This window comes from Paenibacillus sp. BIHB 4019, assembly GCF_002741035.1.
Classification (GTDB): Bacteria; Bacillota; Bacilli; order Paenibacillales; family Paenibacillaceae; genus Pristimantibacillus.
In genome coordinates this window covers 1,917,628-1,930,265 of record NZ_CP016808.1, presented here as the reverse complement: position 1 = coordinate 1,930,265, position 12,638 = coordinate 1,917,628, and the positions used below count along the sequence as shown (strand labels likewise).

Below are 12,638 nucleotides of genomic sequence, written 5' to 3'. Positions count from 1 at the left end.
AATGAAAGTGCCACTCCTCATTATATCGTAATTCATGGACAGTCGCTATGTTCACGTCCGCTTCGAACATTTTTTCGAAAAGAAATAAACTCAACCAAAATCACTCATAATTCAATCGAATAGCTTCGATAAATCGAAATGATGAGCCTTTTTTTGATGAGATAAATCCAATATGGAATAAAGGTGGTATAATAGAGAGAAAGCATCACCCATCAATGGAGGGAACCTCATGGCAAATGGACAAAATAAACGGCTGGGCATGCTGCTGCAGCTGTTTTGGATATTTTTTCGAATTGGGCCTACAACGTTTGGCGGCGGCTACGCGATGATGCCGATGATCGAGCGGGAGGCCGTACAGAAGCGGCAGTGGCTGGATGAAAAAGAATGGACGCAGCTCATTTCGCTCGCAGGGTCGGCACCCGGCGGAGTAGGCGTCAATGCGGCAGCGATGGTCGGCTATCGGCAGGCAGGCGCAGCAGGGGCGGTTATCGCCATTGCCGGCATTACGCTCCCTACGCTGCTGCTCGTTTTGCTGCTCGGCTTGTTTATACGCGCCTTTGGCGATCATCCGAAGCTGATGGCGGCGCTTAAAGGGATACATGGGGCGGTTATCGCCTTAATGGTGATGGCCGCTTACCGCATGGCGCGGGCGGCGCTGTTTGACGTTGCGACGACGTTCGTAGCGGTTGTGACGCTCGCTGTGCTGCTGTTTACTGCGATTAATCCGATTTACGTCGTCGTGGCAGGGCTGCTTGGAGGCATCGTATTCACGAAGGGCAAGCAGCTGCTGGGGATGAAGGTATTGACGGAGAAAGCTTCTGTCAGCAGAAACAACAGTGAAATTGAATACTACATTTAGACGGGAAATGGAGAGGGGGAGGGAGCATGCTCGGAGAGCTGTTTATTGTTTTTTTGAAAATAGGCTGTGTCTCGTTTGGAGGAGGCTACGCGGTTATTCCGATTATTCAATATGAGGCTCTATCCCGAGGCTGGATGACGCAAGGTGAATTTCAACAAGCCGTCTCCCTTGCCGGGATGGCGCCGGGCTCCATTGCAACAAATTCCGCGACATTAATCGGTTATCAGACAGCCGGCATCACGGGCGCGATCATATCGACTGCTGGCATGGTGCTGCCGTCGCTGGTGCTCATGATTGTGCTGTCAGCGTTTATCCTCCGCCTTCAAAATAATCAATGGCTGTCGGCCTCCTTTTACGGCTTGAAGCCGATGATTACCGGCCTAATGGTCTATGCGGCCATTCATTTCGGTTATCCGAATGATGGCGCGATTCTGAGCTGGTCGTTCGCTGGGATGCTGCTCATTGTTGCAGGCAGCTTGTTTTTACTAATACGCTATAAGCTGCCTCCGTTTATTATCATTGCCGGAGCAGGGGCAGCGGGTATCATTTTATTTTAGCGGCCATTGTCGAAGGGTGCGCAATGAAAAAGCCGTTCATTCGTTTGCTAATAAAACGTTATTTTCCAGCTTGAAGCTGTACAAAGGTGTATGATGGGCTAAGAAGTCGCATAAAGCCGCTTGCTTTGAGAGTTTGCTCCTTGCAGCAAGCTCCTGAAACAAGCGGCTTTTGGCTTTCTTTCTAATCATGGATTCAACAGCATTCGCGAAGAATAATGTTCCATGTGGAACATATTGTCGAACGAATTAAAGAGTTTTTACTAAAAATTTAATAAAAAAATAATTCAAAAGACCTAAAAAATCAGTCCTTTTTTACCGAAATATAATTAAACAACTTGAATTAGACAGTGAGGGATACCGATATGAATTCAGTCCAAGCTATGCTCCACGCCATGCCTTACATCCGGAAGATGATGCGGGAGAGTGCGAGCCTGTCTCTATATGACCGCACTCATATGCTTTATTATTTGCCTATGCCGGGAGTCGATATGGGGTTCAAAACAGGCGATACGCTTTCTGAGGGCTTTATGAATTTTGCTGCGCTTAAAAATGGCAGGGAGGAAAGCATCACCCATATTCCCCAGGAAGCGTTTGGAATTGCGATGGATGTTGTAAATATACCGCTTAAGAACGAGAATGGCGAGGTGGAGGCTGTTTTTTGTGTCGCTTATAATTTAACGAGCCAGAATCAGCTGGAGCATCTTGTGCGCGAAAGCCATTCCATTACAGAGCATTTGGTGCAGATGGTACAGCAAATGGCAGCCCACTCCGAGGAATTGCAAGCGGCGAGTGAACAAATTTCGGATAATTCGAAAACAACAGCGGAAAACTCGAAGCAAATCAACAAAGTTGCAGGCTTTATTAAAGAGGTATCTGAGCAGACGAATATGCTTGGGCTGAACGCAGCAATTGAAGCGGCGCGCGCAGGTGAAGCAGGAGCAGGCTTTGGCGTCGTGGCCACCGAGGTGCGCAAGCTGTCCGTCGATTCCAAAAAAGCGACCGTAGAAATTGAGAAGGCGCTTGGCGATATTCAGACGTCGATAAAAGGCATGGAACGCGAAATTTCGCAAATTGTGGCCTCATCCGAGGAACAGGCTTCCATGGTTAGCGCTTTTACGAGCGTGATCGAGCGTCTGCAAAGCTCAAGCCAATCGATGAAGGACATTGCTGATCAGATGATTTCCTACAATCTTACGGAGTCATAGTTCCAGAATGAAAGAACGGTTTGGGACAAATGCCTTCAGCATTTTGCAAGCGAGAGAAGCCTTGCCCCATGGCGATAACCGTCAGGAGGCAGGGCTTTTTTTCAAAATGTCAGCTATATCAAGGTTTCTTCCAGAAATGTACTTCTATGCTATGCAAAACGCATAAATATACGATGCAGATAGCCGCGCCTTCCATGATTATGTCAGCTTTCATTTACAAAAAAAGCTGTATTACGACAAAATCGTGGTGGATAAATCGACATCGCATGTCGGGAAAATAAAAATGACTTTCCCAAATGAAGAAATGAACAGCAGCAACCATTCATGAATGTCAGGTTTACCAATATGTTGCTGATTTGGTTAATCATTAAAACTATAAAAATGGGTATAATGGACTACTATTTTGGAAGCTAATCCTGATTTTGTCGAAAGTTGCCTGAAAATTATAGGTGATTGTCGACACGTTTTTACAAACAGCCCACCGGAATAAGCGTATAATAAAATAAAATTGCCACACGAGCGCTATATTTAAGGAGTGGGCCACGAAGCGAGCTATGGACAAAATAATTCTACTCGATCAATTGCAATCGCTAAGGCTAAAGCTCCATGAGATAGCCGAAGCACGAGGTAGTCTGACAGACCCTGACGTTCTTGCGATTAGCGAGGAAGCAGATCAATTAATCGTTGCCCTTCAACAGATGCAGCGTGATGAGATGATTGGTTCTTCCATGCGTCGTAAACACGACTAGTCAACTATATATTTTTCCGTCGCAGCTTCCTGAAGAACTGGGTAAGCATTGTGGCGCATTCTTGTTGCAATACGCCGCTAGTCAGTTCCGTTTCGTGGTTGAAACGCGGCTCCTGCAGCAAATTCATTAGTGTGCCTGCGCATCCTGCTTTGGGATCGCCGGTACCATAAACGACACGCTTCACTCTGGATTGGACGATAGCTCCAGCACACATTGGACATGGCTCCAATGTTACATACAAGGTACAATCGAGCAGCCGCCAAGCGTCCAACTCCTTGCATGCATCGCGAATGGCGACCATTTCGGCGTGGGCAGTAGGATCATGCTGCGTTTCTCGAAGATTGTAACCTCTCCCAATGATTTGATGATTTTTAACAACAATTGCTCCTATGGGAACCTCACCAATTTGCTCGGCTTTTTTGGCTTCCTCAATAGCCTGTTGCATCCAAAATTCGTCTTCCTGCTCTTGCAGCATGATGCAATCCCTCCTATATATGTAAAATCAATTGCGTTTATTCAGCGAACAAATATTCTGTTGTTAACATGTGGTGGATAACATTGGGGATAACTTTCTGGTTATGCACTTTTTTATACACAAAATATTCGACCAGTATGTGCATAAGTAGCGTATATTGTTTATAAAATGTGGATAAGTCGTTCGAATTTACGACGATAAAGGTGGTCTTCGTAGTGCCATTCAAACTCAAGCTCTGCTTACTAATTGCGATAGCATTCTTCTCCATGTTTGTTACCCTACTTATTGTGGACCAATATTCGATGTTTCGCAATATGCACAAAAATCTTGGCAGCATGCTGAGCAAAGCATCTGTACAGCTCTACGAAACGCTGGCTTTATCAAATAGCGAGCTGGCATCGGGCGAGCCACTTGATGCAGAGACGGAGGAGCGGCTTAATAGGCTGATTGAAGACTGGAAGCAGTGGGACGCACGCATTTTGGATATAACCATATTACGGCCTCAGGATCATGAGGAGCAGATTACGAGCGTAGCCAGCTATGATATTATTTACGGCAAGCAGAGCCTCTATGATGCCGAGCTTGAGCAAGAGCTGATTAATCTGACAGCCAAGGATCGTCTTTATCGGGTCAATGAAATCGAAGCGGACGGCGCCGCTTATTTAAAGAGCTACTATAGCAATAAAAATATGCAGCCCGCTGTTATCCGCATCGTCTATAGCTACGAATACTTTCAGGATCGGGCTGCGTACAAGGTGAAGGATTGGCTGAAATATGCCGGCATCTTTATGTTATTTATTTTATTTGGCAGCTATTTGCTGTCGGGGATGCTGCTCCGTCCACTTAAATCGATTTTATGGAAGGTCAATGAGGTGTCTCACGGCCGTTTTGATTCGTTCATTAAAGTGAGAAGCAGGGATGAGTTTGGCCTGCTTGCTGTGAAAATAAACGCGATGTCGCAAAATCTCAGCATTTACATGGACAAGCTGCGCAAAGCTTTTGAAGAAAACCGCCGGATGAAAAATTTTCTGCAATCCTTCATTAATCATACGAGTGATGCGATCCATGTTGTCGATCTGCAGGGAATTATTATACAAGTGAATCAAGCCTTCGAGCAGCTTTATGGCTATACAGCGGAAGAGGCGCTTGGCAGCCAGCTTACGCTCATACCGGAAAGCCACCGGGGCGAAATGAAGCTGATCCTAGCCTCGCTTCTGGCGGGCAAGGTGCTCCCTGCACAGGAGACGAAGCGTTTAACGAAGTCGGGCGAGGTTATCCCCGTAAGCGTCACGATATCCCCGATTCGCGATAGCGCGGGCGAGGTGAAGGCGTTCGCTAGCATTACCCGCGACATGAGGAGCCGCAACAAGATGGAGGAGCTGCTGCGCCGCTCCGAGAAGCTGACGACAGTTGGCCAGCTGGCGGCTGGTGTCGCCCATGAGATTCGCAATCCGCTGACGACGCTGCGAGGCTTTCTCCAGCTTCAACTGAAAAATCGTACGGGCAATACCGAGCACACAAGCTTGATGCTGTCGGAGCTGGATCGCATTAACCTGATTGTCAGCGAATTTTTGATTTTGGCCAAGCCGCAGGCGACACAGTTTGCCTTAAAGGATGTTAAGCAGGTGCTGCGCGACGTACTGCTGTTTCTCGATAGCGAGGCTCATCTGCATAATGCGGAATTTCTGACCGTTTTCGCCGAAGAGCCCTGCCTGATTTCCTGTGAGGAAAATCAGCTCAAGCAAGTGTTCATTAATGTGCTGAAAAATGCGATTGAAGCGATGCCGACTGGAGGGCCCATTTACATACGCTTGAAACGAAATTCGGGCCACATTACGATAGAAATAGCAGATGAAGGCATCGGCATACCAGAGGAACTGATTTCGCAAATCGGCAGCCCATTCGTGACGGGCAAGGAGAGCGGTACCGGACTTGGCATGATGGTCAGCCAGCGCATTATCCAGAGCCATCAAGGCATGATTGATATTCAAAGCCAAGTGAATGCCGGAACAACGGTGACGATTACGCTCCCTGCTTTGAAAGACGAGGGCGACGGAGGTATACTAGTAGAAAAAGCAAGCGCTGCAGGTTAATATGAACAGCAGAATGAGCGGCATACTTGAATGAGGTGAGCGCAAGTGAGAATTAATAAATTTATTAGTGAAACCGGATATTGCTCGCGAAGGGAAGCGGACAAGCTTGTTGAGAACGGACGTGTGACCATTAATGGCAACACGGCGCTTCTAGGCAGTCAAGCCGAGCATGGCGATGATGTGCGCATTGACGGCAACCGTATTGGTGAACATAAAGGTCATGTGTATATCGCTTTAAATAAGCCAGCGGGCATCACTTGTACGACCGAGCTGCATATTGAGGGCAACATCGTTGATTATGTGCACCATCAGGAGCGGATTTTTCCGATTGGCAGACTCGATAAAGATTCGGAAGGGCTTATTCTCATGACGAATGACGGCGATGTCGTGAATCCGATTTTGCGTTCGGAGGGCAAGCATGAGAAGGAATATATTGTGACGGTAGATCGTCCGATCAGCGAATCGTTTGTCATTGGCATGTCGGAGGGCGTCAAAATTTTGGGAAGCATGACGCTGCCCTGCAAAGTGACGCGCAGTGCAGAGCGCGTATTCCGCATCGTATTGACCGAGGGGCGCAACCGCCAAATTCGCAGAATGTGCGAAGCTTTTGGCTACCATGTGCGTAAGCTTCAGCGGGTACGCATTATGAACATTCAGCTGGGCGAGCTGCCTATCGGCGAATGGAGAGACTTGACGGAGCTGGAGAAGGCGCAGCTGTTTGATCTGCTGGATTATACGCCAGCTTCGCCGTCGCCGTCATCGTCTGCAAAAGCAGGGTCTAAATCTGAATCGAATCAATAGTTAGAAATGGTCGTATCATGTGGAGGAAGCAGCTCGAGCGAAGGCTCGGGAGCTTTCTTTTTTTATAACACTAGCAAATAACGATGAGGAGCTGAGCTTGGATGCTGCATGATTTAAAAGGTGAAGCGAATATGCCGCCGATTGTGGGGATGTTATATTCCGCTGTGAAAGAGAACAGTGAGCGACTAAAATCCATCACAAGCGGCATGTCGCAAGAAGAAGTAGACAGCAAGGGACCTAACCATCATTCAAATAGTACGGCCCAGTTAATCAAACATATCCTCTATGTTGATCTGAACTGGGTTTATAGAATAAAAGGACAGCCGCTTCCGCAGTTATTAAAAGAACAATATGGCCCTATGATCGATGAAAATAACCGGCTTCCCATGGTCCAAGGCATGCCCTTGAATACGCTTATTTCCAGCTATGAGGATGTTATAAATATGTTGAAAGACATCTGTGCACAATTAACAGATGCTGATCTGGATCAAGTTGTCACTTTCGGTCATGAAAATGAAAAGCAAGCAACCATACGCTGGGGGTTATGGCATATGGCTGACCATAGCCGCTACCATCAAGCTCAAATCAACCAGCTTAGAAAGTGGTTTAGCGAAAATGTTCTGTCGAAATAAAAGCACTAATGCGATTGCTTTCATTAATAGCAAAAAAAGCCGTCGCTCCCGATGCATAAGCATAGGGGCGACGGCTTTTCTATTACCCATTCGTGCTGCCAAGCCGATTATTCTTTTGGTTTGATTTTAAGCTCCTGCGCTTTCTCCAAATCTACATAGTTGCGGATAATGGATACTTCAACGCGGCGATTTTTCGCTCGGCCTTCCTCGGTGTCGTTGCTGGCAAGCGGGCGATTTTCTCCGTAGCCGCTTGCGGTAAATCTGGTCGGCGAGAGCTGTTGGTTTTCAAGCAAAATGTCCATAAAACGTACAGCACGGGAGGTGCTTAAATCCCAGTTCGATCTGAAGAGATAGGTGTTAATCGGTTTGTTGTCCGTATGTCCCGATACGATAATTTCGTAATCCGGGTACTGCTGGAGCATCGTGCCGATGGAAGTGGCGAGCTCGCGCGAATCTTCCTTCACTTCAGCGCTGCCAGATGCGAACAGTGCCTCGTCGCTAATAGTAATCATCAGCTGGGACTGGTTGAGCTTCGTCTCAAGGTCGGAGGTGAGACCATTTTTCTTAATATAGTCATCGATTTGCTTCTTCAGCTTCTCCAGATCCTCTTGCTCCTGCTTCATCAGCTCTTCACGGCGCTTCTGTGCATCGTCCTTCTCGTCATCACCAGCAGCTGGCTTTTGCGTTGAATCGTTAGGTGACGGTTCCTGCTTGTCTCTTTGATCGCCCGTAGTGACCGCAGCTGGATCGGTAAGCAGGCCTGTACCGCCGGTGAAGGCGATATTGAAGGCGTTGCTCATTTCCTCGAATTTTTTTACGTCTACCGAGTTCATTGAATACAATACGATAAACAGTGCCAGCAGCAGAGTGAGCAAGTCGGCATAAGGAATGAGCCAGGATTCGTCAACATGCTCCTCATGTTCTTCGTGCCTATGCTTTTTGCTCAACGGCCCCTTCCTCCTTCTCCCTCATCTTCTCACGCTCAGTCGGAGTCAGGAATACCGACAGCTTTTGGTTGATTGCGATGGTGGATACGCCTGATTGGATAGAGAGCAAGCCTTCTACCATCATGAGACGAATTTGAACCTCGGCTTTGGAAAGCCTCTTGAGTTTGTTGGCAAATGGATGCCATAACACATAACCTGTGAAAATACCGAGCAGCGTTGCGATGAACGCGCCGGCGATAGCATGGGACAGCTTCTCAATATCACTCATATCCGACAGGGCGGCAATCAGGCCGACCACGGCGCCGAGTACCCCGAGTGTAGGAGCGTATGTACCCGCTTGGGTGAAAATAAGCGCGCCGACTTTATGGCGGTCTTCCGTCGCCGCGATGTCCTCAAGCAGAACGTCACGAACGAACTCCTGGTCGTTGCCGTCGATAATCATCCGCATGCCGTTGCGCAGGAAATTATCTTCGATTTCATCTACTTTTGCTTCAAGAGCGAGCAGGCCTTCACGGCGCGTAATGCCAGCCCATTCCATAAATTGAGTAATGAGTTGTTCACGTGAAGTCAAATTCTGTGTGCCAAATACCATTTTAAACAGCTTGCCGGTTTTTTGAAGCTCTGACATGGGGAAAGCGATCATTACGGCTGCGACGGTACCCAAGATGATAATCATGTAGGCAGCAGGATTCAAGAGACTGGAAATTGGAGCTCCCTTGACGACCATCCCGCCAAAGATACCTATGATAGCTAGAACAATACCGATAATAGTTGAATTTTTCATTATACACCCCGTCCAATACAATTTCGAAAGTTCTCTATTTATATTATCGACAGAAGGGGGCGGTGAGATTAGACCTGAAAAGGATTTAAACAGAAAGGCATTAAAAATTGTGAAAATGAGGTAAAATGAATCATATAAATCAGTGAAAAGGTGGAACCTTATTATGGGCGTAAAGCATGCAAGGGAATATGCGGATATATTGAAGGAACTGACAACAGCGGTTAGCGCGATTGAGGGAAGCTACTCTTTTTTTGAAATGGAGAAGGAAGAGTGGGAGGCATTGGGAGAGGAAGAAAAGCACGAGGTGATGGAGGCGTTGGCCGACGATGTGTTTTTCGGATTGGGCGAGCAAGCGCTGATCGAGGTGGGCGCAGGCAAAGTTTCCTATCACGCGAAGCATCATGTCATTGAAGTCGCACAGGGCGATAATGTCACGCATATGGTGCGGTTGATTTAGAGCATAGGGCGAGCAGGGCGTTCGGAGCCCGGACAGCTGGGGAAAAAATCGGTCTTAGCGAACGCTGTCGCTTCTTTACAACGAATGTCGATTCCGCTACAATAGGGTCTAACTTTAACAATGGAAGAATATATGACATCGTTTTTATGTAGAGGAGCACGCGATGAAGGACCGACAAACGATGCGAAAGATACCGGAATCGCTGGGCCTTAAGGGCGAGCAGCTGGCTGCCTTCTATCAGCCTATTCTGGCGATGGACACCAGAACCATTATGGGGTATGAGGTGCTGGGCAGAGCCTGTGCAGGCGAGCGCGTGCGAAGCTTGGGCCCTTTTTTTGGAGACGCCGCCATTTCGGTAGAGGATCATATTGCGGTCGATCGGATTTTGCGGGAGCAGGCGATGCGCAAGCTGGGCGCGGAAAATTCCGAATCGCTGCTGTTTATTAATTTAAAGCCGAACTGGATTCACCGCTATCAGCAATCCGGCGAGCTGTTTACGCTGCAGCTGATTGATAAATACGGGATTGATCCCCGCCGCATCGTCATCGAGATTACCGAGGAAAGCTTTAATGGCCCGATGGATGAGCTGCGCTCCATTGTGGATCTGTACCGTTCGAGAGGGTGCCTCATTGCGATTGATGATGTAGGAAGCGGATTCAGCAGTACGGATCGTATCGCCCATATTCAGCCGAATATACTGAAAATCGACATTCATATGATCAAAAAGAGCGCGACGCACAATGGCTATCTAGGCGCTCTTCGCTCCTTCTCCGCGCTAGCTGAGCAGATCGGAGCGTCGCTGCTCGCTGAAGGAGTGGAGACGCGCCAGGATTTGGTGCGTGCGATTGAAGCAGGTGCCCGCTATGTGCAGGGCTTCTTCTTCTCCAAGGCCGAGCCGGAATTTCAGCGGGCGGATCGTTTCGCCGCAGCGCTGGAGGCCGAGCTTGCGGAATATGTCCAGCAGCGCTTGCGCACCGAGAGGAATTGGCAGAAGGAAGCAGCGCAGCTTGCTGCGTGCATCGACAAGGAGCAAGCTTTCGCTTTTGGTCGAGAGGGCGAACCCGGAGCAGGCAATGGATGGATTGCCGGACTGTTGGAGGAGCTGCCGCCGAGCTGCGTTCGCATTTATTTGTGCCGGGAAGACGGCATTCAGCTATCAGCCAACTATTGCAGGGTAGAGGCTGGCGAGTGGGAGCGGCAGCAGGAATATTATGGGGCGAATTGGAGCTGGCGCCCCTACTTCATTCCTACCATTGCGCAGTTAAGCGAGACGCAGCGAACCCTTGTGTCGCGTGCCTACGTCGATTTAGATACATGTGAATGGATTCGGACCGTATCGGTCCTTGCTGGCCCCGGCCTTATTTTATTTGCAGATATGAAGGATCATGAACAGCAGACGGACCGGCAACGAGAGGATGCTGCTTGCAGAACCACGACAGGATGAAAAATCCGGCGTCGTGGTTCTTTTGTTAGAATATAGGAAAGGATATGATGGTTTCAGCCCTTCTCTATATTTCTCGAACTGAAACGCACCGAGCTGCCAAAGGATGGCGACAGCCGTTTACGCTCGGGCGGGACCACATGCCATGATAAAGGTGGGGCGATGAGAAGTGTATCATGATTTCAAGCTCATAGAAGGCCGTCCAATATCGATTCAAGTGAAAGATTATATGAAGCGTTTAATGATAAAAGGCGCGCTGCAGCCCCATCAGAAGCTGCCTTCGACACGCGAGCTTAGCGTATTGCTCGGTGTGAGCCGCAATACGGTCATTGCCGCTTATGCGGAGCTGGCGGACGAGGGCCGCGTATATGCCTTGCAAGGCAAAGGCAATTATGTGTCGGAGGATTCGGCGGGCAGCGCCGCCCCGTCGTCCTTGTCTTGGCAGTTGCCGTGGAAGGAGCGTCTGAGCAGGCAGGCTTTGCTTGCGGAGGAACTGGACCTCATGAAGCGCGGCATTCGCGCAGGCAAGAGTACGATTTCTTTTACAAGCATCGCTCCGGATGAGAAGCTGTTTGATCTGGATCATGTGAAGCAGGCGTTTCTGGGCCGTATGTCGGTGGAGGGCCATGTGCTGCTGAATTATGGTTATGCCAAAGGCTATAAGCCGCTAATTCAGTATTTGATGACCTATATGGAGAACAAGGGCGTGGATGTGCAGGGCAAGGATATGCTCATCACTGCCGGCTTTACGGAAGGATTTGACCTTGTACTGGCTGCGCTCCGGCAAAAGCATGGCGCAGTCCTCTGCGAAAATCCAACCCACCATACCGCGATTAAAAATCTCAAGCTGCATGGCTTTGACATTAAAGGCGTGGCGATGGAGCCGGATGGCATTCATTTGGGGGAGCTTGAACGGGCTTTGGAGGAGCGCCCCTACGATTGTGCCTATTTTGTCCCCTCCTATCACAATCCGACAGGCATCGTCATGTCGATGGAGAAAAGGCTGGCGCTCATGCAGCTCATGAGCCGTTATGAAATTCCCGTCATTGAAGACGGATTTAATGAGGAGCTGCGCTACTCCGGAGCGCATGTGCCGCCGCTCATCGCATCGGCGGGCAGCGGCAACAGCGTCATTTATATTGGAAGCTTCTCGAAGGTGCTGTTCCCCGGCCTGCGGGTCGGGTGGGTGCTTGCAGACCGCGAGCTGATTGATTATTTGGAAAGCATGAAGCGGGCCCGCAACATTCATACCTCGACGCTTGACCAATCGCTGCTCTATCAATATTTGCATAATGGCAATCTGCACAAATATTTGAAGCGGGCGCGGGCGGAATACAAGCGTAAATACGAGCTGACGCTGCAAGCCTGCAAAGCCTATGTTCCCTATGAGACGCTGTCGGGGGATGGCGGGCTGCATCTGTTTGTGACCTTTCGGGAAGCGTGCAAGGTGCGGGAGCTTCTGGAGGCGTGCTCGCAGCAAGGGGTTATTTTTACTTTGGGCCATCATTTCTTTACGGATGGACGGGGCGGCAATACGCTGCGACTGGGGTTTTCCCGCGTGGCGGATGAGGATATTGTGCAAGGCATTCGGATTATTGGCGATACGGCAAAACAGCTGTGGGGCCTTTCATAAGGAAT

General features: G+C 48.9%; 13 protein-coding genes. 10 read left to right on the top strand and 3 right to left on the bottom strand.

What is annotated here, in order from left to right; all coding sequences use genetic code 11:
• Nucleotides 1-229: 229 nt before the first annotated feature.
• The 4 genes from BBD42_RS08170 (at nucleotide 230) to BBD42_RS32825 (ending at nucleotide 3,370) form a co-directional block, all read left to right on the top strand.
• A complete protein-coding gene (locus tag BBD42_RS08170; protein WP_099517758.1) occupies nucleotides 230-859 on the top strand; it encodes a chromate transporter in 630 nt (209 codons plus the stop codon).
• 26 nt (nucleotides 860-885) lie between these two features.
• On the top strand, nucleotides 886-1,416 hold the full coding sequence (locus BBD42_RS08165; protein WP_099517757.1) for a chromate transporter: 531 nt from the start codon (nucleotides 886-888) through the stop codon (nucleotides 1,414-1,416).
• 362 nt (nucleotides 1,417-1,778) lie between these two features.
• A complete protein-coding gene (locus tag BBD42_RS08160) occupies nucleotides 1,779-2,621 on the top strand; it encodes a methyl-accepting chemotaxis protein (RefSeq protein WP_099517756.1) in 843 nt (280 codons plus the stop codon).
• A 554-nt stretch (nucleotides 2,622-3,175) separates the two neighbouring features.
• Nucleotides 3,176-3,370, top strand: a complete 195-nt coding sequence (locus tag BBD42_RS32825) for an aspartyl-phosphate phosphatase Spo0E family protein (RefSeq protein WP_056035122.1) — start codon at nucleotides 3,176-3,178, stop codon at nucleotides 3,368-3,370.
• Nucleotides 3,371-3,374: 4 nt separating this feature from the next.
• On the opposite strand, the gene tadA is transcribed toward BBD42_RS32825, so the two are convergent.
• Nucleotides 3,375-3,845, bottom strand: a complete 471-nt coding sequence (gene tadA / locus BBD42_RS08150) for a tRNA adenosine(34) deaminase TadA (RefSeq protein ID WP_056035119.1) — start codon at nucleotides 3,843-3,845, stop codon at nucleotides 3,375-3,377.
• A gap of 215 nt (nucleotides 3,846-4,060) precedes the next feature.
• Between tadA and BBD42_RS08140 the strand changes: the two genes are divergently transcribed.
• From BBD42_RS08140 to BBD42_RS08130, 3 genes are all read left to right on the top strand, one after another.
• A complete protein-coding gene (locus BBD42_RS08140; protein WP_237163416.1) occupies nucleotides 4,061-5,938 on the top strand; it encodes an ATP-binding protein in 1,878 nt (625 codons plus the stop codon).
• A 45-nt stretch (nucleotides 5,939-5,983) separates the two neighbouring features.
• Nucleotides 5,984-6,739 carry a 23S rRNA pseudouridine(2604) synthase RluF gene (gene rluF, locus BBD42_RS08135; protein WP_099517754.1) on the top strand — a complete coding sequence of 252 codons (756 nt, stop codon included), beginning with the start codon at nucleotides 5,984-5,986 and terminating at the stop codon, nucleotides 6,737-6,739.
• Nucleotides 6,740-6,840: 101 nt separating this feature from the next.
• Nucleotides 6,841-7,371 (top strand): DinB family protein, encoded by a 531-nt coding sequence (locus tag BBD42_RS08130; protein WP_099517753.1) that lies wholly within the window; start codon nucleotides 6,841-6,843, stop codon nucleotides 7,369-7,371.
• 107 nt (nucleotides 7,372-7,478) lie between these two features.
• Here the strand turns inward: BBD42_RS08130 and motB are convergent, their stop codons facing one another.
• Together motB and motA are read right to left on the bottom strand one after the other, a co-directional pair.
• Nucleotides 7,479-8,318 (bottom strand): flagellar motor protein MotB, encoded by an 840-nt coding sequence (gene motB, locus BBD42_RS08125; protein WP_099517752.1) that lies wholly within the window; start codon nucleotides 8,316-8,318, stop codon nucleotides 7,479-7,481.
• Nucleotides 8,302-9,102 (bottom strand): flagellar motor stator protein MotA, encoded by an 801-nt coding sequence (motA, locus tag BBD42_RS08120; protein WP_099517751.1) that lies wholly within the window; start codon nucleotides 9,100-9,102, stop codon nucleotides 8,302-8,304. Before motA ends, motB begins: the two co-directional genes overlap by 17 nt.
• A gap of 163 nt (nucleotides 9,103-9,265) precedes the next feature.
• Between motA and BBD42_RS08115 the strand changes: the two genes are divergently transcribed.
• The 3 genes from BBD42_RS08115 to pdxR all read left to right on the top strand — a co-directional run bounded on the left by BBD42_RS08115 (nucleotide 9,266) and on the right by pdxR (nucleotide 12,633).
• Nucleotides 9,266-9,559, top strand: a complete 294-nt coding sequence (locus BBD42_RS08115; protein WP_056035103.1) for a hypothetical protein — start codon at nucleotides 9,266-9,268, stop codon at nucleotides 9,557-9,559.
• A gap of 163 nt (nucleotides 9,560-9,722) precedes the next feature.
• Complete coding sequence (locus BBD42_RS08110) at nucleotides 9,723-11,003, top strand: EAL domain-containing protein (RefSeq protein WP_099517750.1); 1,281 nt, start codon at nucleotides 9,723-9,725, stop codon at nucleotides 11,001-11,003.
• 166 nt (nucleotides 11,004-11,169) lie between these two features.
• Nucleotides 11,170-12,633 carry a MocR-like pyridoxine biosynthesis transcription factor PdxR gene (pdxR, locus tag BBD42_RS08105; protein WP_099517749.1) on the top strand — a complete coding sequence of 488 codons (1,464 nt, stop codon included), beginning with the start codon at nucleotides 11,170-11,172 and terminating at the stop codon, nucleotides 12,631-12,633.
• The last annotated feature ends 5 nt before the right edge of the window (nucleotides 12,634-12,638 follow it).